Source organism: Polynucleobacter parvulilacunae (genome assembly GCF_018881715.1).
GTDB classification, from domain to species: domain Bacteria; phylum Pseudomonadota; class Gammaproteobacteria; order Burkholderiales; family Burkholderiaceae; genus Polynucleobacter; species Polynucleobacter parvulilacunae.
Genome location: NZ_JACVPW010000013.1, coordinates 303,967 through 323,906, shown reverse-complemented (window position 1 = coordinate 323,906; position 19,940 = coordinate 303,967). Strand labels below are relative to the sequence as shown.

Annotated in this window: 15 protein-coding genes; 9 read left to right on the top strand and 6 right to left on the bottom strand. The window is 45.8% G+C overall.

The features are described 5' to 3' along the window. Window positions 1-6: 6 nt before the first annotated feature. The 5 genes from dnaQ to ICN18_RS10020 all read right to left on the bottom strand — a co-directional run bounded on the left by dnaQ (window position 7) and on the right by ICN18_RS10020 (window position 6,545). Complete coding sequence (dnaQ, locus tag ICN18_RS10040; RefSeq protein WP_216190370.1) at window positions 7-717, bottom strand: DNA polymerase III subunit epsilon; 711 nt, start codon at window positions 715-717, stop codon at window positions 7-9. Next, complete coding sequence (locus tag ICN18_RS10035; protein ID WP_216190369.1) at window positions 717-3,815, bottom strand: efflux RND transporter permease subunit; 3,099 nt, start codon at window positions 3,813-3,815, stop codon at window positions 717-719. Before ICN18_RS10035 ends, dnaQ begins: the two co-directional genes overlap by 1 nt. After that, on the bottom strand, window positions 3,812-5,155 hold the full coding sequence (locus ICN18_RS10030; protein WP_216190368.1) for an efflux RND transporter periplasmic adaptor subunit: 1,344 nt from the start codon (window positions 5,153-5,155) through the stop codon (window positions 3,812-3,814). Before ICN18_RS10030 ends, ICN18_RS10035 begins: the two co-directional genes overlap by 4 nt. Window positions 5,156-5,266: 111 nt before the next feature. Further along, window positions 5,267-5,740: a ribonuclease HI gene (rnhA, locus tag ICN18_RS10025; RefSeq protein WP_216190367.1), complete on the bottom strand. Its 474-nt coding sequence runs from the start codon at window positions 5,738-5,740 to the stop codon at window positions 5,267-5,269. A gap of 16 nt (window positions 5,741-5,756) precedes the next feature. Then, window positions 5,757-6,545 (bottom strand): class I SAM-dependent methyltransferase, encoded by a 789-nt coding sequence (locus ICN18_RS10020; protein ID WP_255532199.1) that lies wholly within the window; start codon window positions 6,543-6,545, stop codon window positions 5,757-5,759. A gap of 36 nt (window positions 6,546-6,581) precedes the next feature. Between ICN18_RS10020 and gloB the strand changes: the two genes are divergently transcribed. The 7 genes from gloB to ICN18_RS09985 all read left to right on the top strand — a co-directional run bounded on the left by gloB (window position 6,582) and on the right by ICN18_RS09985 (window position 16,448). Then, on the top strand, window positions 6,582-7,391 hold the full coding sequence (gene gloB / locus ICN18_RS10015; protein WP_216190363.1) for a hydroxyacylglutathione hydrolase: 810 nt from the start codon (window positions 6,582-6,584) through the stop codon (window positions 7,389-7,391). Further along, window positions 7,391-8,827: a transglycosylase SLT domain-containing protein gene (locus ICN18_RS10010; protein WP_216190362.1), complete on the top strand. Its 1,437-nt coding sequence runs from the start codon at window positions 7,391-7,393 to the stop codon at window positions 8,825-8,827. The genes gloB and ICN18_RS10010 overlap by 1 nt, the downstream gene beginning before the upstream one ends. 33 nt (window positions 8,828-8,860) lie before the next feature. Beyond that, complete coding sequence (locus tag ICN18_RS10005) at window positions 8,861-10,744, top strand: propionate--CoA ligase (RefSeq protein ID WP_216190360.1); 1,884 nt, start codon at window positions 8,861-8,863, stop codon at window positions 10,742-10,744. Between the two features lie 245 nt (window positions 10,745-10,989). Beyond that, a complete protein-coding gene (carA, locus tag ICN18_RS10000; protein ID WP_216190358.1) occupies window positions 10,990-12,177 on the top strand; it encodes a glutamine-hydrolyzing carbamoyl-phosphate synthase small subunit in 1,188 nt (395 codons plus the stop codon). Then, the gene (gene carB, locus ICN18_RS09995; RefSeq protein WP_216190357.1) at window positions 12,177-15,440 is read left to right on the top strand and encodes a carbamoyl-phosphate synthase large subunit; all 3,264 of its coding nucleotides are present in this window, start codon (window positions 12,177-12,179) and stop codon (window positions 15,438-15,440) included. The genes carA and carB overlap by 1 nt, the downstream gene beginning before the upstream one ends. Before the next feature lie 58 nt (window positions 15,441-15,498). Next, on the top strand, window positions 15,499-15,975 hold the full coding sequence (gene greA, locus ICN18_RS09990) for a transcription elongation factor GreA (protein ID WP_216190356.1): 477 nt from the start codon (window positions 15,499-15,501) through the stop codon (window positions 15,973-15,975). After that, entirely contained in the window at window positions 15,975-16,448 is a 474-nt protein-coding gene (locus ICN18_RS09985) for a DUF4149 domain-containing protein (protein ID WP_216190355.1), read from the top strand. The genes greA and ICN18_RS09985 overlap by 1 nt, the downstream gene beginning before the upstream one ends. Before the next feature lie 33 nt (window positions 16,449-16,481). Here ICN18_RS09985 and ICN18_RS09980 read toward each other — a convergent pair whose 3' ends face one another. Further along, complete coding sequence (locus ICN18_RS09980; RefSeq protein ID WP_216190354.1) at window positions 16,482-17,108, bottom strand: YhbY family RNA-binding protein; 627 nt, start codon at window positions 17,106-17,108, stop codon at window positions 16,482-16,484. Window positions 17,109-17,234: 126 nt separating this feature from the next. Here ICN18_RS09980 and ICN18_RS09975 point away from each other — a divergent pair, with 126 nt between their 5' ends. Further along, on the top strand, window positions 17,235-17,909 hold the full coding sequence (locus ICN18_RS09975) for an RlmE family RNA methyltransferase (RefSeq protein WP_216190353.1): 675 nt from the start codon (window positions 17,235-17,237) through the stop codon (window positions 17,907-17,909). 145 nt (window positions 17,910-18,054) lie between these two features. Then, on the top strand, window positions 18,055-19,932 hold the full coding sequence (ftsH, locus tag ICN18_RS09970; protein WP_216190351.1) for an ATP-dependent zinc metalloprotease FtsH: 1,878 nt from the start codon (window positions 18,055-18,057) through the stop codon (window positions 19,930-19,932). Window positions 19,933-19,940 lie beyond the last annotated feature (8 nt).

Sequence of the window (19,940 nt, the reverse complement as noted above, 5' to 3'; positions counted from 1 at the left end):
TAAATATTAGCTCGCAATATTCAAAGGACTCCAGATGGGGTCCTTTTTGCTTGCTTTTGCTATCTCTGCCAAAATCTTTTCATGGCTTTGCAAATCATCATCTGTTGCTGTTAATACTTTGAGATTTGTAGGCAATGGCTTTGTATGACCAGTCGAGTCAGCTCCAACTGTGTAATCAATCAGATCGATCGATAGATCTTCTTGACCCCTGGTCATTGCAACATAGACTTCGGCTAAGAGCTGAGCGTCCAATAAAGCGCCGTGCAAAGTTCGATGTTTATTGCTAATAGAGAAGCGTTCGCAAAGTGCGTCCAAAGAGTTTCTCTTGCCAGGAAACATTTGGCGGGCATCCAGCAGGGTGTCCGTTACCTTAGCCGCTAGATTGCGAAATGGTGGGCGCTTGAGTAAAGCAAACTCATTATCTAAGAAGCCTAAGTCAAAGGCTGCGTTATGAATGACAATTTCTGCGCCATCCACGAACTCAATTAACTGCTCAACGATGTTTGCAAAGATCGGCTTGTCGGATAAAAATTCTCTAGAAAGTCCGTGAACCGCAAACGCTCCGGCATCAATATCACGCTCTGGATTGATGTAGTAATGAAAGGTTCTATCGGTTAAGCGGCGGCCAACCATTTCGACGCAACCAATTTCAATAATGCGATCGCCTGTAGCTGGATTTAAACCGGTAGTTTCGGTATCGAGAATAACTTGACGCATTAGGTTCCCTCTAGGACGGCAGGTGGAATATCCATCGGACCATTGCCAGCATATTTATCCAAATAGAGGTAAATCACCGGTGTAATGATCAGAGTCACAAATTGAGAAAAAATTAGGCCACCTGCAACACTAATGCCTAGTGGTTGACGCAACTCAGCACCAGCTCCCAAGCCGAAGGCGATTGGAATAGCGCCCATAAGCGCAGCAAAGGTGGTCATCATGATTGGTCGGAAACGCAAAATGCAAGCTTCGCGAATCGCTTTCTCTGGAGACATTCCTTGATTGCGCTGAGCATCCAAAGCAAAGTCAATCATCAAAATTGCATTCTTCTTCACAATACCAATCAGTAGCAGAATACCAATCGAGGCAATGATGGTTAATTCAAACCCGAAGATCCGTAATGCCAAGATTGCACCAATTGCTGCCGAAGGCAGGCCAGCCAAAATCGTGAGTGGGTGAATATAGCTCTCATACAGAACGCCGAGCAAAATATAGATCACGCCTAGTGCAGAGAAAATGAGAATCAACTGGCCTGATTGATTACTTTTAAATACCGCAGCATCGCCACCATAGCTAGTAATAATGGAGGGTGGCAAATCAATGGCTTTGGTAAATGATTCAATCTGCTTTGTTGCATCGCCCAGGAATACATCCGGCGCCAAATTAAAGGACAGGGTAACGGCAGGAATCTGACCCTGGTGGTTAACAGCAGTGGGACCAATAGTTCGCGTGAAGCTAGCAAGGCTTGATAGTGGAATGAGCTTGTCAGTCGCACGACCACGCACAAAGATTTTATTGAGGTCGGTTTCGTATTGGCGATCTTCAACAGCCGCCTCAAGAATGACGTAATACGTATTTACTGGTGTGTAAATCGTTGAGACCTGCTTTTCTCCAAAGGCGTTATAGAGGGCGGAACGTATATCTGCAATGCTGACCCCAGCACTTGCAGCTTTTTCTCTATCGATATTGATCTTGACGTTCAAACCCTTCATTTGAGAGTCACTAGTGACGTCCCTGAACATCGGATCGGCGCGCATTTTTTGCATCAGCTTATCGGCCCATTCATTGACGCCTTCAAAGCCAACACTCTGCAAAGTAAATTGATAGCGACTCTTGCTGCTCTTACCGCCCAGTTGTAAGTTCTGCACAGGGCGCATATAAACTTGAAGTCCAGGAATGTCTTTGAACTTAGCTCGTAGACCCTCCATGACCTTAGCCATCTTCTGGCGATCGCTCTTGGGTTTGAGAATAATAAATATCCTGCCAGTGTTGTAACCAGAACTGGCACCACCGCCAATCACAGAAATAGAACTTTCCACATTGGGATCTGTATTGACTAGTTCCGCAGCCTGATCTTGCAGCGCCAACATTGCTCTAAATGAGATGTCTTCTGATGCTTCAGTAGTCGCCAGAATTTGCCCAATATCCTCCTCGGGGAAGAAGCCCTTCGGACTATTGACGAACAGCACTACCGTAATTACAAATGTAGAGATGGCTCCCCATAGGACAATTTTTCGATTCTTAAGGGCAAGATCCAAATAGTGAATATAGGTCTTGAGCATCCAATCAAAGAAGCGGTCAAACTTTTTATTAATTGCATATTCTTTAGCGTGCTGACCGGGTTTTGGTAAGAAGCGACTGCAAAGCATGGGGACCACAGTTAGCGACACAACTGCTGATACCAATATGGAGAGTGAAACAACCACTGCAAACTCTCTAAATAGCAGTCCGATTGGGCCCGGCATAAAGAAGAGTGGAATAAATACGGCTACCAATGAAATGGAAATGGAGATGATGGTGAATCCAACCTCTTTACTGCCTTTGAGCGATGCTTTAAGTGGATCCATGCCTTGCTCCACATAGCGCATGATGTTTTCAAGCACAACAATCGCATCATCAACTACCAATCCAACGGCAAGCGTAATGCCAAGCAAGGAAATGTTATCTAGGCTGTAGCCCATAAAGTACAGCAAGAAAAAAGCGCCAATCAGCGAAATAGGCAGGCTGATAGAGGGAATGATGGTTGCTGAAATATGTTTTAAGAATAAAAAGATAACCAGGATCACCAATAAGACGGTTAATGCCAGCGTGAGATTAACGTCATGAATGGCTTCAATAATGGAAAGGGAGCGATCATTAAGCAGCTGGAGCCTAATAGACTCTGGCATTTGTTTTTGCAGCTGAGGAAGTAATTGCTTTACAGCCTTGACTACTTCAACGGTATTAGCCCCTGGCTGCCTGAGAACAGCAACGGCAATGGAGCGCTCTCCATTAGAGCTAGCAAGTGTCTTGACGTCTTCATAACTCTCTATGACATCAGCGACATCCTTAAGGTAGATAGGCAAACCATTCTTTTGGCTCACAATTAAATTGGCGAACTCTTCTGGCCTGACCAATTGCGGGTTAGCGTAAATGGTGATGGCTTGGCGAGGGCCGTCTAATACACCTACCGGGCTATTGGAGTTGGCTTTATTTACTGCTAAAGCAATGTCATCTACAGTTAAGTTTCTATTGGCAAGCGCGTCTGGATGCACGCGTACACGCACGGCGTAACGCTTGGCTCCATAGACAAGTACTTGTGCAACGCCGCTAATAGTAGATAAATTAGGTGAGACGAGATTTTCAGCGTACTGATTGATATCGGAGAGGCTGATTGAGGGTGAGCTCATTCTCACTACTAACACTGGAGTGTCTGACGGATTAATTTTTCTATAAGAAGGCGGAACCGTCATTTCAATTGGCAGCCGTTTTTGTGCACGCAATAATGCTGCTTGTACGTCTACCGCTGCCTTATCAATATCTCTATCGTTATTAAATTCTAGAGTAATGCTGGTACTGCCTAAAGAATTGGTAGAGCTAATGACGTTAATGCCATCAATCGTTGAGAACTCTTTTTCTAGCGGTAGCGCAACAGCGGATGCCATGTTTTCTGGGGATGCTCCAGGAAGCGAGGCACTTACCGAAATGACTGGTGTATTGAAGCTGGGAAGGGCGGCTACAGGAATTTTGACGTATGCGACTGCACCTGCAATAACGGTTGCCACTGAGAGCAACACCGTCATTACCGGACGCCGAATGCATAATTCGGAAAGTGTCATTTTTTGTCTGGGGCTGAAGGTGTTGCAGGAGCAGCCGCAGTTGGAGTTGCTACTGCTGGCGTTCCAGGAATTGACGCAGGCGTTGTATTTTTAGCCTCGCGCACTTTGCTGCCTGGACGTAAGTTTTGTTTTCCTTCAACCACTACTCTGTCGCCAGGTTCAATACCGGTAACAACAGTTGATCCTTGGTATTCGTATACAACCTTGATTGGCTTGGCTACTGCTTTGCCGTCTTTGTCTACGACATAGACCATTTTGCCGCGGGCGTTAATGACTACTGCTTGCGATGGAATGGCAAGAGCGTCTTTTAAAGTATTTGCAATAAGGGAAACACGGGCAAATTGTCCAGGTAATAAAGTTTTGTCATCGTTCGGAATTTGCGCTTTAACGCGCACGGCAGCAATTGATGGGTCAACTTGGTTATCAATTACTAAGACTTTTCCTTCATAAGTTTTTTTGCCGCTATCACCAACAACCACTTTTACAGACATTGCTTCGCCATCAAGCTGATTCTCCAGCATGATAGGGATATCCTTTTCAGGAATCACAAATTGAACGTTAATTGGGTTGAGCTGCGTAATGGTGACCATTGAGCCCACGCTTGAGGTAGCTGTAGAGCTTGTTGCGGTGGACACAATATTGCTTGCCTGCACCAAGGATCCAGGGAAGACGTTCACAATGCCAGCGCGACCATCAATCGGCGACTTAATGTAATCAAATGATAGTTGTACTTCAGCTGAACGAGCAGCAGCTTGGGCTGACTTGGCATTAGCAAGGCTAGTTTCTAGGCCGGCTTTTGAGATGAAGTTCTTGGCCACAAGCTCTTTAGCACGTAAGTATTGCTTTTGAGCATCATCGGCTAGAGCTTTCAGCTTTTCGTAATTTGCTTTGTCATTGCGATCATCTAGGGTAAACAGTAAATCACCAGCTTTTACTTCTTGACCATCCTTTACTTCAATCTTGGCAACGGTGTTGGTAACCATCGGACGTATATCAACAATACTGTTGGAAACAATGGTGCCAGTTGCTTCAATGATGAGAGGTACATCTTTCTTCTCGACTACAACAGATGTAATGGTTACCGGTCCACCAGCTTTTTCAGAGGCAGGAAAGAAATAGTCATAAGCCTTGGAACCGGCATAAAGGACTATTAATACCAGCAAGATTCGCCATTTAAATTTCACAACAAAGGATTTAACGGTGGCGTAATCCAATTGCTTGATCCGATTAATCTGAGGTAAGTACTTTTGCCAAAGTCCACATAAGCGGGCTTTACCTGAATTTTTAAATTGCACGAGTTTGGCAACTGCCTTATCGAGTGAAGATTCTATTTTTGACACAGTCTCGTTTTTCTAGGTTTTATATGCTGATATATGGGGTTTTAAGGTCCTTAGAGCAGGATCATTCTCTCATAAGATTGCTTAAATCGTGCCCCATTAAGGGGATTAGTCCTAGGGTAAAAACTCTTCAACACCCTTGTTGGCAAGCTGATCGGCCAGCTCATTGCCAGGGTGTCCGTTATGGCCTCTAACCCAATGCCAGGAGATGTCGTGATCGGGTAGAAGGGAGTCTAGCTCCTGCCATAAATCCGCATTCTTAACGGGATCCTTGCTGGCAGTTTTCCAACCCCTTTTTTTCCAGCCCTCGAGCCATTCCGTAACCCCTTTTTGAACATATTGAGAGTCAGTCCAGAGTTCAACAGTGCTGCGTTGCTTGAGGGCTTTTAAGGCAAATATCACCGCACAGATCTCCATGCGGTTATTAGTGGTGAGCTTTTCACCTCCGTGAATGTGCTTTTCATGGCCTCCGGATCGCAAAACAGCCCCCCAGCCGCCAGGTCCAGGATTGCCTTTGCAAGCACCATCGGTATAAATCACGATGTGTGGATGGGTAGGGTGATGAGAATGGGTCTTGGAATGCGGCATTGCAATAATTTACGCTTTACTTGGCTTTGCTATTTTTAAGGTGTTTTTGAATACTACTTCGTTCAGTGGCAGGTTTTAATGGTTGCATGCCTGGAATGCGAACTACAGAGGCTGGCCCAATCAGACGTATTCCTTGTTGCCGCTTAATTGCCGAGACTAAAAACACTGCGCCAAATATAGGCCACCAACGATTTCCCATCTTTTCGAGAAAGTTCATTCTCCCCATGACAGATTCGCCTTGCAATGGGAATTTATAACAACCAAAGTGGCCGCGATCTAAAGAAAAGTTGAGTAACTCGAGCCAGTCTTTAATGCGAATAAGACTAATAAATTGTCCATCCCTGGGAAGGTAGGGCGTACCTATTAATCTGCTGAGATATTGCCTCGCACCCCATAAGCTTGCTGGATTAAACCCTGAAATGATTAAGCGACCCTCAGGTCGAAGAACGCGATCAACCTCTCGCAGTATTTGATGGGGGTCTGCTGCAAACTCTAGTACGTGAGGTAAAACAATTAAATCAAGGCTCTCGCTGGCAAAAGGAAGTTCTGTTGGATTGCCTTTAATGAGGTGCCACTTATAGCGTGCTGCGCAATCAAGGCTATCGTTCGAGTGGATCAATATAGCGTGCAAAGGCATCCGATTTTCACTGAGGCTATTAATTTGAGGAAGGCCAATTTGGACCGCATGAAAGCCAAAGACATCGGCAACAATTTGGTCAAAACAGCGTTGCTCCCATGCAAGAACATAGCGTCCTGGAGGGGATTGAAGCCATTTTTCCCATGAGCTCCAGGGAGGTGCAGGCATCTGAGAGGGGATGGGTGGGGTTGGTATCATCGGTCTATGGATAAGAATACTTTATTGCAGGTTTGGCCCATTCCGGCTTTCGATGATAACTATATCTGGTGCATTCACGATGGCAGCTCTGCTTTAGTGGTTGACCCGGGTGATTCTGCACCGGTAATTGAATATTTAAGGGCAAGTAACTTAAGCCTCAAGGGAATTTTAATTACTCATCACCATGCTGACCATACGGGCGGTATTCTGAAGTTGTTGCAAGAACTAGGCGCTGATATTCCTGTTTGGGGTCCGGTAGGTGACAACATTCCGGGGAGAGCTGTCGTAGCAATGCAGGATGACAAGGTGGAAATAGCATCTCCTCGAATTAGCCTAAAGGTATTCGAAGTTCCTGGTCACACCCTAAGTCACATTGCCTACTTTGCAAATATGCAAGCTAATGTTGTTGAGCCTATGCTCTTTTGTGGCGATACGCTATTTGCATCAGGCTGTGGAAGATTGTTTGAGGGTACACCTACTCAAATGTCAGAGTCTCTTGGAAAGTTTGCGGCATTACCAAAAAATACTTTGGTCTTCTGCACTCATGAATACACCTTATCCAATATTCGCTTTGCTTTAGCTGTTGAGCCTAATAACCTCAATTTGATCTCCTGGGCAGAGCAAGCCAAATCTCTCAGAGAGCAAAACTTGCCGACCTTGCCAACGACTATTGGCCAAGAACTTCAAGTCAATCCCTTTATGCGTTGCGATCAACCAGAGGTTATTGCAATGGCTAAAGAGGTTTCAGGTCAAACTGCTTTGCCGAGTCCTGCGCATGTTCTAGCGGTTATTCGCGCCTGGAAAGATCGCTTCTGATGCGCATGATGTATGCGGCAATTTTAATTGCTGCTTTCTTGAGCGGCTGTGCTAGCACTGGAGATTGGTCTTCAGATACGCCGACGAAAGCAAATTCAAAAGCATCAAGAGCCGCACGAGTGAATCTCAAAAATCAATCGGTGAGCAAAATCTATGCGCCGTCTGATAACTTGTGGCTGCGCATTCGCGATGGCTTTCAGATGGAGCCGATGAATACACCGCTAGAAATTGAGCAGGTTCGTTGGCTGGCTGCAAGACCAGATTATGTCAATCGCTCAATGACACGTTCCTCGCGCTATTTGTTTTACATCGTCCAGGAAGTGAACGCGCGCAATATGCCAACCGAGATTGCATTGTTGCCATTTGTTGAAAGTGCTTTTGTAACCAATGCAAAGTCAAGCGCAAAGGCGGTAGGCTTATGGCAGTTTATGCCCGCCACTGGTAAAGACTTTCGATTAACTCAGAATGTATTTAGAGATGAGCGCCGAGATGTAGTTCAGTCAACCGATGCTGCCTTGGATTACTTGCAGCGTCTGAATAATCAATTTGGAAGCTGGGAATTGGCTTTAGCCGCATACAACTGGGGTGCAGGCAATATTTCAAAGGCGCAGAAACGAAATGCTGCTGCTGGCCTGCCGACAGATTATGAAAGCTTGGCCTTGCCGCGCGAGACACGAAATTACGTTCCGAAACTAATGGCCTATCGACAAATTGTTTTAGATCCACAGGCTTATGGAATTGTCTTGCCTGATTTAGAGAATCACCCATACTTTGTTGCAGTCGATGTCGGCAGTGATATCGATGTTGCTTTGGTTATTAAATTAGCCGATATACCTGCGGATGAATTTCAGAGTCTGAATCCTTCATTCAATAAGCCCGTTATTTTGAGTAATGCTAACCAGCAAATTCTATTGCCGTTTGCTCATGCAGAAATCTTTCAAGATAACTTAAAGCAATACACAAAACCCCTGTCTTCCTGGACGGCTGTGCAAGTATCTAAAACAGAGAGCGTGGATCTAGCAGCAAAAACTTTAGGTGTAGATGTCGATACACTCAGAGAGGTAAACGGTATACCCAGAGGCATGCGGATTCGTGCGGGCTCAACTGTATTGATACCCAAAACCAGCCGTCGACCAGGGGATGTATCGCCGGCAATGGCTGACAACGCTAGCCTTAGCCTAGAAAAGCCGGCCCCGCCAGCGCCAAAGTGTCCGAAGCCTGCTAAAGCAGCAAAAGGAGCAAAGCCCACGAAGTGCGCCCCTGCAAATCCATCAAAAACTACCGAAAAGGTCGCTTCTAAGGGTAATTCTTCCGGAAAAAATGCTGCATCTCAGCATAAATCCGCATCGACAGGGCTTGCAAAATCTGCGAAAAATGATAGTTCACCAGCCTCAGCCGGTAATAACGCTGGTAAAGGGGTGAGCAAGAGCCAGTAATTTGAGTAACTTTTTTAAGAAATTAGGTTGACCATGTCCTATAAAGCACACCACGAACGCTCAATTAAAGATCCAGATGGATTTTGGGGTGAGCAAGCGCAATTAATTCACTGGGAAAAGCCGTTCGATAAAGTTCTCAATTACAACAACCCGCCATTTGCAAAATGGTTTGAGGGTGGCTTAACAAATCTTTGTTTCAACGCAGTTGACCGTCATTTAAAAGATCGTCCCGATCAAATTGCCTTGGTTGCAGTTTCAACAGAAACCAATCAAGAGAAGGCATATACATTTAAAGAGCTTTACGAGGAAGTTAATCGTATGGCTGCAATTTACAAAGCAAACGGCGTCAAAAAGGGTGATCGCGTATTGATTTATATGCCGATGATTGCGGAAGCATGTTTTGCAATGCTTGCTTGCGCTCGTATTGGCGCCATTCACTCTGTTGTGTTCGGTGGCTTTGCTTCACATAGCTTAGCTTCTCGTATTGATGATGCAAAACCAAAGTTGATTGTTACTGCTGAAGCTGGTGCGCGTGGCGGTAAGGCGGTACCTTACAAGCCATTGCTAGACGAGGCAATTACTCTAGCTGAATACAAGCCTGAAAAAGTATTGATTGTGAACCGCGGTTTAACTGAATTCAGCACTGTTGCTGGTCGTGATTTAGATTACGCTAGCGAGCGTCAAAAACATCTTAATGATGTAGTTCCTGTTGAGTGGGTTGATGCAACTCATCCTTCTTATATTTTGTATACCTCAGGTACAACTGGTAAGCCAAAGGGCGTGCAACGTGATACCGGTGGATATGCCGTAGCGCTTGCTGCCTCTATGAAGCACATCTTTACTGGTAAGGCTGGTGAAACGATGTTCTGTACTTCCGACATTGGTTGGGTTGTTGGGCACAGCTATATCATTTACGCGCCACTGCTATCTGGTATGGCCACCATCATGTATGAAGGAACACCACTTCGTCCTGACGCAGGCATTTGGTGGGAGCTGGTAGATAAGTACAAAGTTTCCGTAATGTTCTCTGCACCAACTGCGGTTCGTGTTCTCAAGAAGCAGGATCCTGCGTTCTTAACAAAATATGATTTGTCAAAATTGCGCGCCTTGTTTTTGGCAGGCGAGCCTTTGGATGAACCCACTGCAAGTTGGATTCATGGCGCCATTAATAAGCCAATTGTTGATAACTACTGGCAGACAGAAACTGGCTGGCCAATGCTGGCAATTCAACGTGGCGTAGAGGTAATGCCGCATAAGTTTGGTTCGCCAGGCGTTCCATCTTTTGGTTACAACATGAAATTGCTTGATGATGCAACTTCTGAAGAGTTGGGGCCTGATCAAAAAGGCGTTATTGCCATTGAGGGTCCATTGCCTCCAGGTTGTATGCAAACCGTTTGGGGTGATGACAAGCGCTTTATCAGCACTTATTGGGAAACCATTCCCGGCAAGTTGATTTACTCCACATTTGACTGGGGCATTAAAGATAAAGACGGTTACTTCTTCATATTGGGAAGAACAGACGACGTCATTAACGTAGCTGGACATCGTCTTGGAACGCGTGAGATTGAAGAGAGCATCTCAAGTCACCCGAATGTTTCTGAGGTTGCCGTCGTTGGCATTGAAGACAAGCTGAAGGGTCAGGCTGCTATTGCATTCGTCATTCCAAAAGATGCATCCAATACAGCTACCTTAGAGGCGGAGTGTATGAAGACTGTAGATACCACCTTGGGTGCGATTGCCCGCCCTGGACGTGTCTATATTGTCACTGCATTGCCTAAGACGCGTTCTGGCAAGATTGTTCGTCGTGCACTTCAGGCTGTAGCTGAAGGGCGTGATCCAGGTGATATCAGCACTATGGATGATCAGACGGTTTTAGCGCAAATTAAGACCATCATCGAGCAAAGCGCCAAGGCTTAAAAACCTGTAATTTGGGATAAATTGCTCCTCTAGCCATTAGGCTGGGGGAGCTTTTTCCATCTAAAGCCCCATTTGACTGGGTATCCAAGGGTTTACGAGCAAAAATGGTATGATTACAGGGTTCGAAACTTAATAAATACCCTAGCGCTTAAAGACACTCACCACCCGCAAAAACATCCTCGGGTTGGTCTATTTGAGGGTTTTGAGCGTCGGATGGAGCAGGGACTGGAGATGGTTTGTCACCCTTGCTTCCTTCTTTTCCTCCCGCCGTGTTGGCTTTAGCCGACGGCACTATATTTCCCGGATTTAGTATTGGCGCCCCAGGCGAAACTACCGGCGAAGTCGTTTTCAATACTGCATTGACTGGATACCAGGAGATCATCACTGATCCAAGCTATTCACGCCAAATCGTCACATTGACCTATCCTCATATTGGCAATGTTGGTGTAAATGCACAGGATGCAGAGTCTGACCAGATTCATGCCGCAGGACTTGTCATTAAAGATTTGCCAAAACGCGTATCTAGCTTTCGATCCGAAGGCTCCCTTGACGACTATCTAACCAAAGCCGGCGTATTAGGCATTGCTGGAATCGATACTCGTAAGCTCACTCGTATTCTGCGCGATAAGGGCGCCCAATCAGGGGCTATTGTTGCTGGCAAAGTGGGCGATAGCTATGAAACCTTGGGTAAGAAAGCGCTTGAGCTTGCTAAAGCATTCCCTGGCATGTCAGGCTTAGATCTTGCAAAAGTGGTTACTACCAAGAAGTCTTATGAGTGGCGCGAAGCGGAATGGGATCTTCATGGCCCAGACGGAAAGCCTGCCTACAGAAACTTGGACACTAGCAAGCCAGTTAAGAAGGTTGTTGCTTATGACTTTGGCGTTAAACGTAATATTTTGCGCATGCTCACTGAGCGTGGCTGTCAGTTAACAGTTGTGCCTGCACAGACTAGCGCTGCTGAAGTATTGGCCATGAATCCTGATGGCGTGTTCTTTTCAAATGGCCCTGGAGATCCCGGTCCTTGCGATTACGCCATTACCGCTGCCAAAGAAATTATTGAGAAGGGCGTACCGACCTTTGGAATCTGTTTAGGCCACCAAATTATGGGTCTTGCTGCAGGCGCAAAAACCTTGAAGATGAAGTTTGGTCACCATGGTGCTAACCATCCTGTAAAAGATTTGGATACCGGACGCGTAGCGATCACTTCACAGAATCATGGTTTTGCTGTTGATGCAAATACTCTGCCGGACAATATTCGTGTAACTCATGTTTCTTTATTCGATGGATCTTTGCAAGGTTTGGCTTGGAAGGATAAGCCGGCACTCTGTTTCCAAGGGCATCCCGAGGCCTCACCTGGTCCTCATGACATTGCCTATTTATTTGATCGTTTTGTGGAGCTCATGAATGCTGCCAGCAAGAAGGAGGGCAAATAATGCCTAAGCGTAGCGACATTAAGAGCATTCTGATTATTGGTGCCGGCCCAATTGTGATTGGCCAGGCCTGTGAGTTTGACTATTCAGGAGCGCAAGCATGTAAGGCTTTGCGTGACGAAGGCTACAAAGTTATTTTGGTGAACAGCAATCCTGCAACCATCATGACTGACCCAGAGATGGCTGATGTGACTTACATCGAGCCTATTACATGGGAAGTAGTTGAACGCATCATTGCAACTGAAAAACCAGATGCAATCCTTCCAACAATGGGCGGTCAGACAGCGCTTAATTGCGCGCTGGATTTACATCGTCATGGTGTGTTGGAAAAGTACGGTTGCGAATTAATTGGCGCTTCACCAGAAGCAATTGATAAAGCGGAAGATCGTCAGAAATTTAAAGAGGCCATGACTAAAATTGGTCTTGGCTCAGCTAAGTCTGGTATTGCGCATTCGATGGATGAAGCGCACGAAGTGCAGCAGCGTATACAGCAAGAAACTGGCAGCTCTGGTTTTCCTGTGGTCATTCGTCCTTCATTTACCATGGGTGGATCAGGTGGCGGTATTGCTTATAACCGTGAAGAGTTTGAAGAGATTTGCAAGCGCGGACTTGATTTATCTCCGACACGTGAACTCTTAATTGAAGAGTCTCTCTTGGGCTGGAAAGAATTCGAGATGGAAGTGGTACGTGATCGCAGTGACAACTGCATCATCGTTTGCTCGATTGAAAACTTGGATCCAATGGGTGTGCATACCGGCGACTCCATCACAGTTGCTCCAGCACAGACACTTACGGATAAAGAATATCAAATCATGCGTAACGCATCGATTGCTGTTCTAAGAGAAATCGGTGTTGATACTGGCGGCTCAAACGTTCAATTCTCGATCAACCCGGTTGATGGCCGCATGATCGTGATTGAAATGAATCCACGCGTTTCGCGTTCATCTGCTTTGGCTTCTAAAGCGACCGGTTTCCCGATTGCAAAGATTGCCGCTAAATTAGCTGTTGGCTACACCTTAGATGAGCTAAAGAACGACATTACCGGTGGAGCTACTCCTGCATCATTTGAGCCTTCAATCGATTATGTCGTTACCAAAATTCCTCGCTTTGCATTTGAGAAGTTCCCGCAAGCGGATTCCCGCTTAACAACTCAGATGAAGTCAGTTGGAGAAGTGATGGCAATTGGCCGCACTTTCCAAGAATCCTTCCAGAAGGCGCTGCGTGGTCTTGAGGTTGGTGTTGATGGTCTAGACGAAGTTTCCACAGATTTGGATGACATCATCAATGAGATTAATGAACCGGGCCCAGATCGCATTTGGTATTTAGCTGATGCATTCCGCATGGGCATGGGCCTTGATGAAATTTATTCTGAAACTAAAGTTGATCCTTGGTTCTTAGAGCAAATTGAAGAGTTGATCACCATTGAGACTGAGCTCAAGCAGCGTAAGATTGATAGTCTTACAGCGCCAGAGTTACGCTTTGTAAAGCAAAAAGGTTTCTCAGATCGTCGCTTGGCGAAGTTGCTTAAAGTGGATGCTGCTTCGGTTCGTGCTGCTCGTCACCGCCTAAAAGTAGTACCAGTCTACAAGCGCGTAGATACCTGTGCCGCAGAGTTCTCCACGAATACCGCCTATCTCTATTCAACTTATGAAGCTGAACATGGCGAGTGTGAATCTCAGCCGACTAATAAAGAGAAGATTATGGTTTTGGGCGGAGGCCCAAATCGTATTGGTCAAGGTATTGAGTTTGATTACTGCTGTGTACATGCTGCGTTAGCGATGCGTGAAGATGGTTACGAAACCATCATGGTTAACTGCAACCCTGAAACTGTTTCTACTGACTACGATACCTCTGATCGCTTGTACTTTGAGCCGCTCACACTTGAGGATGTACTCGAAATTGTTGCAAAGGAAAAACCAAAGGGTGTGATCGTTCAGTACGGCGGACAGACTCCATTGAAATTGGCCTTAGATCTTGAGCGCAATGGTGTTCCTATCATCGGAACTTCACCTGACATGATTGATGCTGCAGAAGACCGTGAGCGCTTCCAAAAGTTGCTTCAGGATCTTGGCTTACGTCAGCCGCCTAACCGCACAGCCCGTGCTGAAGATGAGGCTCTTAAGCTTGCAGAAGAAATCGGCTACCCATTAGTGGTACGTCCATCCTATGTTTTAGGTGGCCGCGCCATGGAGATTGTTCATGATGGCCGTGACCTCGAACGCTATATGCGTGAGGCAGTTAAGGTTTCTCATGATTCCCCGGTATTGCTAGACCGCTTCTTAAACGATGCCATTGAGTGTGATGTGGATTGCATTAGCGACGGTGAGACTGTCTTTATTGGTGGCGTCATGGAACATATCGAGCAAGCCGGTGTTCACTCTGGTGACTCGGCCTGTTCATTGCCTCCATACTCCCTATCTGATGCTACTGTTGAAGAAATTAAACGTCAGACAGCAGCAATGGCTAAAGGCCTTAATGTAGTTGGCTTGATGAATGTGCAATTTGCTATCCAGAATGTAGATGGTAAGGATGTAATTTACGTACTAGAAGTAAACCCACGCGCTTCACGCACTGTGCCATTTGTGTCTAAAGCAACTGGCTTGCAACTTGCGAAGATCGCTGCCCGCTGTATGGTTGGTCAAACTTTAGGTCAGCAGGGTATCAAAACTGAGGTCAAGCCTCCTTACTTCTCGGTTAAAGAAGCGGTATTCCCATTCAATAAATTCCCTGGCATCGATCCAATTCTTGGACCTGAAATGCGATCTACGGGTGAAGTCATGGGTGTAGGCAAGACATTCGGTGAGGCATTGTTTAAGTCTCAATTAGGCGCTGGCATTAAGTTGCCTAAGAGCGGTACCGTTCTTCTTACCGTTAAAGATAGCGATAAACCAAAGGCTATTGAAGTTGCTAAGTTATTACATCAACTTGGCTTCCCAATGGTTGCAACCAAAGGCACAGCCGCAGCGATTGAAGCGGCCGGTCTGCCTGTTAAGGTTGTGAATAAGGTTAAAGATGGCCGTCCTCATATTGTGGATTTCATCAAGAATGGGGAAATTTCGCTTGTGTTCACTACAGTGGATGAAACCCGGACAGCGATTGCTGACTCTAGATCGATTCGTACTAGTGCACAGGCCAATGGTGTGACGTATTACACAACCATTAGTGCAGCTCGTGCGGTTATGGACGGCTTGCTGGCCTCGCAAAATGGCAAGCTAGAGTCACTTGAGGTCTATTCCTTGCAAAACTTACATCGGTCGCTTATTTAATCTAAAATCAACTTTTATACGCGTAATTTTGCGCAAGAATTTAAGTTAGGTTAGTAGCATGAGCACAATTCCGATTACCAAGCGCGGCGCAGAACTTCTCAAAGAAGAATTGCACCGCCTTAAACATGTAGAGCGTCCTTCAGTCATTAACGCTATTTCTGAAGCTCGCGCTCAAGGTGACTTGTCTGAGAACGCGGAATACGACGCCGCCAAAGAAAAACAGGGTTTTATTGAAGGCCGTATTCAAGAGCTAGAAGGCAAGCTTTCAGCAGCTCAAATTATTGATCCAGCCTCACTAGATGTCACTGGTCGCGTTGTTTTCGGAGCTACAGTTGACTTGGAGGACTTGGAAGATGGCACTAAGTTCACTTATCAAATCGTTGGTGACGATGAGGCGGATATCGCTTTTAATAAAATATCTATTAGCTCACCAATTGCACGCGCACTAATCAGCAAAGAAGAGGGTGATGTTGTGGCTGTTCAGGCGCCTGGTGGCAATCGCGAGGTTGAAATTCTGGCTGTTCGTTACGTCTAATGCATCACATCCGAGCCCAGAGAGTTTTTAGCCTGATTTCAGGACTCTGGGTCGGCAGTTTTCTCACTATTGGTTTTTTGGTTGTCCCTATTCTGTTTTCCAGTTTGGGAGATAGGCAAGTTGCAGGCATGGTTGCCGCCAACCTTTTCAAAGTAACGGCCTATTTAGGGGTATTAATCTCCACCATTCTTATGTTGATGGCTAACTATTTGGTGCGCCAAAATTTAAATCGATATCGCTTCATTCGTTGGATATTACTTGGTATGCTGACCTGCACTCTAGGGGCCGCATTCATCCTTATACCCTGGATGAATTCACTGAGAGATCAAGCTTTGTATCTGGGTTTATCCGTCCGTGAATCTACAAATGCTGCTCTATTCAATAGACTCCATGGCGCTTCTAGCATCCTATTTATGACTCAAGCAGCATTTGGATTGGTGCTCGTATGGCGGGCAACAAAAAACGCCGACTAGCGGCGCTTCTTTACTTTTAATCACAGAGTTTTTTTAAGAGCCCAGTGATTTCTTTTTGGTGCTACTCATTCGCACCTTTCGTTTCTTGATTGGCGCAGGAGCAGCTATCGCTTTTCTATAGCCAGGGGACGACCAACCAATCTTAGATTCGGCAGCCTCTGAGCGCAGAACACGCTTCTTAGGTGTAGCTGATTTCGCGGCAGCAGCTCTTTCGAATGGTGAAGTATTCGAAGCAGAGCGACGATCAGATCTTTCGGAGGTGCTTGTACGTACTCCAGTTTTGGTAGCAGTGCGATTAGGTTGACGCTTAGTGCGCGGCGCTTGCAAAGACTTTTTAGTCTGTTTGCTAGAGCGCCCGAGATTGCTGAATGCTTCATCAACAGCATCTTTTGGCTTCCAAAGCACTAGTAATTTGCCGATATGCTGAACAGGGGCTGCGTCCAATTTATCGCATAGTTCTTCGTAAATACCTATGCGAGCGTCGCGATCATCTCCAAATACGCGAATCTTAATTAGGCCATGATGCTTAATCGCTAATTTTGCTTCCTTGATTACAGCAGGTGTGAGTCCATCGCCACCAACCATTACTACAGGACTTAAGTCATGAGCATCGGCCTTGAGGGATTTGCGTTGTGCAGGGGTAAGAATGAGTGCAGTCATGGCATTGATGATAGAGCATTCACTGTCTATTTCTGCTTAATAGCCCAAATTTAAGGATATTTTCCTTAATTCCTTTTGCTTTAGATGGCGGAAACCAGGAAAATGGAGGTCGAAAGTGGGTAAGTTGTGGCAAAGAATAAATTTAATAAAAGTTGGTTGCAGGATCATTTAAACGATCCCTATGTGAAGATGGCTCAGAAAGAGGGTTATCGCGCTAGGGCGGTTTACAAGCTCAGCGAAATAGACGAGCAAGATCACCTCATCAAAGCAGGCATGACTATTGTTGACTTGGGTAGCGCCCCAGGGAGCTGGTCTCAGTACGCCCGCAACCGCTTAACCGAACTAGGTAAAAGCAATCCTAAGATTGAGTCCGGTAAGCCAGATGGTCAGATTATTGCGATTGATATTCTGCCAATGGAAGATATTGCCGACGTGAGCTTTATTCAAGGAGACTTCCGCGAAGACGAGGGTCTTGCTGCCCTTGAGGCCATGCTCCCCAAAGAGGCAGAAGGTAAGGTTGACCTAGTGTTATCGGACATGGCGCCAAACCTATCTGGTGTAGGTGTCGCTGATGCTGCCAGAATGGCTTTCCTGGCAGAGATAGCCCTAGACTTTGCTACTGCACATCTCAGGCCTGAGGGTGCGCTTTTGATCAAGTGTTTTAACGGCAGTGGCTATAGTCAAATCGTGGAATCCTTTAAAAAGGTCTTCAAAACCGTTGCTTCCCGTAAACCAAAAGCATCCAGAGCTAAGTCTTCCGAGATCTTCTTATTAGGCAGAAACCTAAAACCACCTAAATAGTCCTTAAATAAGCCAAATAACCCTCAACTTTTAGGGTTTTATTAAATAAATATGCCGTTAGCCCTTGAAAAAGGCTGGTAGTAGAATCAAATACTTAGGAAGCGTTTCGCTTTAACTCCTGGATCAATCCAGAAAAGGACTCATTTTGAACAGCAATATGTTCCAAAAAATCGGTGTATGGCTCATTGTGGGCTTGGTGCTTTTTACTGTTTTTAAACAGTTTGATAAGCCCAAGGACCAAACACAAGTTACCTATTCTCAATTTATGGACGATGCCAAGTCCGGCAAAGTAAAGCGTGTTGATGTGCAAGGCCGCACATTGCAAGTAACTCCTGCGGATGGCAATAAATATTCCATCATCTCTCCAGGCGATATCTGGATGGTTGGCGATCTTATGAAATACGGCGTTCAAGTTACCGGTAAAGCTGATGATGAGCCCAATATGCTTGTTTCAGCTTTGTACTACCTTGGGCCTACATTATTAATTATTGGTTTTTGGTTTTTCATGATGCGCCAAATGCAGGGTGGCGGTAAGGGCGGAGCATTCTCCTTTGGAAAATCTAAGGCTCGTCTTATTGACGAGAACAGCAATACAGTTACGTTCGCAGATGTTGCTGGATGTGATGAAGCTAAGGAAGAGGTCTTTGAGATTGTTGATTTCTTAAAAGATCCTCAAAAGTTTCAAAAGCTCGGTGGTCGCATCCCACATGGTGTATTGCTTGTAGGTCCTCCTGGTACCGGTAAGACCTTGCTGGCGCGTGCGATTGCGGGCGAAGCTAAAGTACCTTTCTTTTCTATATCTGGTTCTGACTTCGTAGAGATGTTTGTTGGTGTTGGCGCTTCTCGTGTACGCGATATGTTTGAGAACGCAAAGAAAAATTCACCTTGCATCATCTTTATTGATGAGATCGATGCTGTTGGACGTCATCGTGGTGCTGGTATGGGTGGTGGCAATGATGAACGCGAACAAACCCTCAATCAAATGTTGGTTGAGATGGATGGTTTTGAAAGCAATAGCGGTGTAATCGTTGTTGCTGCAACCAACCGTTCAGATGTTTTAGATAAAGCGTTATTGCGTCCAGGTCGCTTCGATCGTCAGGTTCATGTTGGCTTGCCTGATATCCGTGGTCGTGAGCAGATTTTACAAGTGCATATGCGCAAGGTTCCTATTGATCCTGATGTGAACGCTGCCGTGTTGGCTCGTGGCACCCCAGGATTTTCTGGTGCCGATTTAGCAAACTTAGTCAATGAAGCTGCATTGTTTGCTGCTCGTCGTAATAAGCGCTCAGTAGACATGAAAGACTTTGAAGACGCTAAAGACAAGATCTATATGGGTCCAGAGCGCAAGTCTGCTGTAATGCGTGAAGAAGAGCGTCGTAACACTGCGTATCACGAATCTGGTCACGCTGTTGTTGCTAAAGTGCTTCCTAAGGCTGATCCAGTACATAAGGTAACTATCATGCCGCGTGGCATGGCTTTAGGCGTAACTTGGCAGTTACCAGAGTTTGATCGCGTGAACTTATATAAAGATCGCATGATGGAAGAGCTGGCAATTTTGTTTGGTGGCCGTGCTGCAGAAGAGGTTTTCTTGCACTCTATGAGTACTGGTGCATCTAATGATTTTGAGCGTGCTACTAAAATGGCCCGTGATATGGTGACTCGCTACGGTATGAGTGATAGCTTGGGCACGATGGTTTATGTTGATACTGAGTCAGAAAGTATTTTTGGCCGTAACAGTACTAAAACCGTTTCTGAGTTAACTCAGCAAAAAGTAGACGCAGAAATTCGTGCGCTGGTGGATAGTCAATACGCTTTGGCTCGATCAATCCTTGAGCAAAATCGCGATAAGGTTGAGGCTATGGTTGCTGCTTTGCTTGAATGGGAAACCATTGATGCAGAACAGATTACTGACATCATGGAAGGTCGCCCACCAAGAGCGCCTAAACCACCGCCGGCAACCCAGTTTGGTAATTCTGCCGGTACGCCTGGTCCAGCAACTGGTAGCGCTCCTGCGACTGCATAATTGCGGTA

Bases quoted from the DNA above. Each gene is read 5' to 3' on its own strand.
- dnaQ (WP_216190370.1), bottom strand. From the start codon at position 717: ATGCGTCAAGTTATTCTCGATACCGAAACTACCGGTTTAAATCCAGCT.
- ICN18_RS10035 (WP_216190369.1), bottom strand. From the start codon at position 3,815: ATGACACTTTCCGAATTATGCATTCGGCGTCCGGTAATGACGGTGTTG.
- rnhA (WP_216190367.1), bottom strand. From the start codon at position 5,740: ATGCCGCATTCCAAGACCCATTCTCATCACCCTACCCATCCACACATC.
- ICN18_RS10020 (WP_255532199.1), bottom strand. From the start codon at position 6,545: ATGCCTGCACCTCCCTGGAGCTCATGGGAAAAATGGCTTCAATCCCCT.
- gloB (WP_216190363.1), top strand. From the start codon at position 6,582: ATGGATAAGAATACTTTATTGCAGGTTTGGCCCATTCCGGCTTTCGAT.
- ICN18_RS10010 (WP_216190362.1), top strand. From the start codon at position 7,391: ATGCGCATGATGTATGCGGCAATTTTAATTGCTGCTTTCTTGAGCGGC.
- ICN18_RS10005 (WP_216190360.1), top strand. From the start codon at position 8,861: ATGTCCTATAAAGCACACCACGAACGCTCAATTAAAGATCCAGATGGA.
- carB (WP_216190357.1), top strand. From the start codon at position 12,177: ATGCCTAAGCGTAGCGACATTAAGAGCATTCTGATTATTGGTGCCGGC.
- greA (WP_216190356.1), top strand. From the start codon at position 15,499: ATGAGCACAATTCCGATTACCAAGCGCGGCGCAGAACTTCTCAAAGAA.
- ICN18_RS09985 (WP_216190355.1), top strand. From the start codon at position 15,975: ATGCATCACATCCGAGCCCAGAGAGTTTTTAGCCTGATTTCAGGACTC.
- ICN18_RS09980 (WP_216190354.1), bottom strand. From the start codon at position 17,108: ATGACTGCACTCATTCTTACCCCTGCACAACGCAAATCCCTCAAGGCC.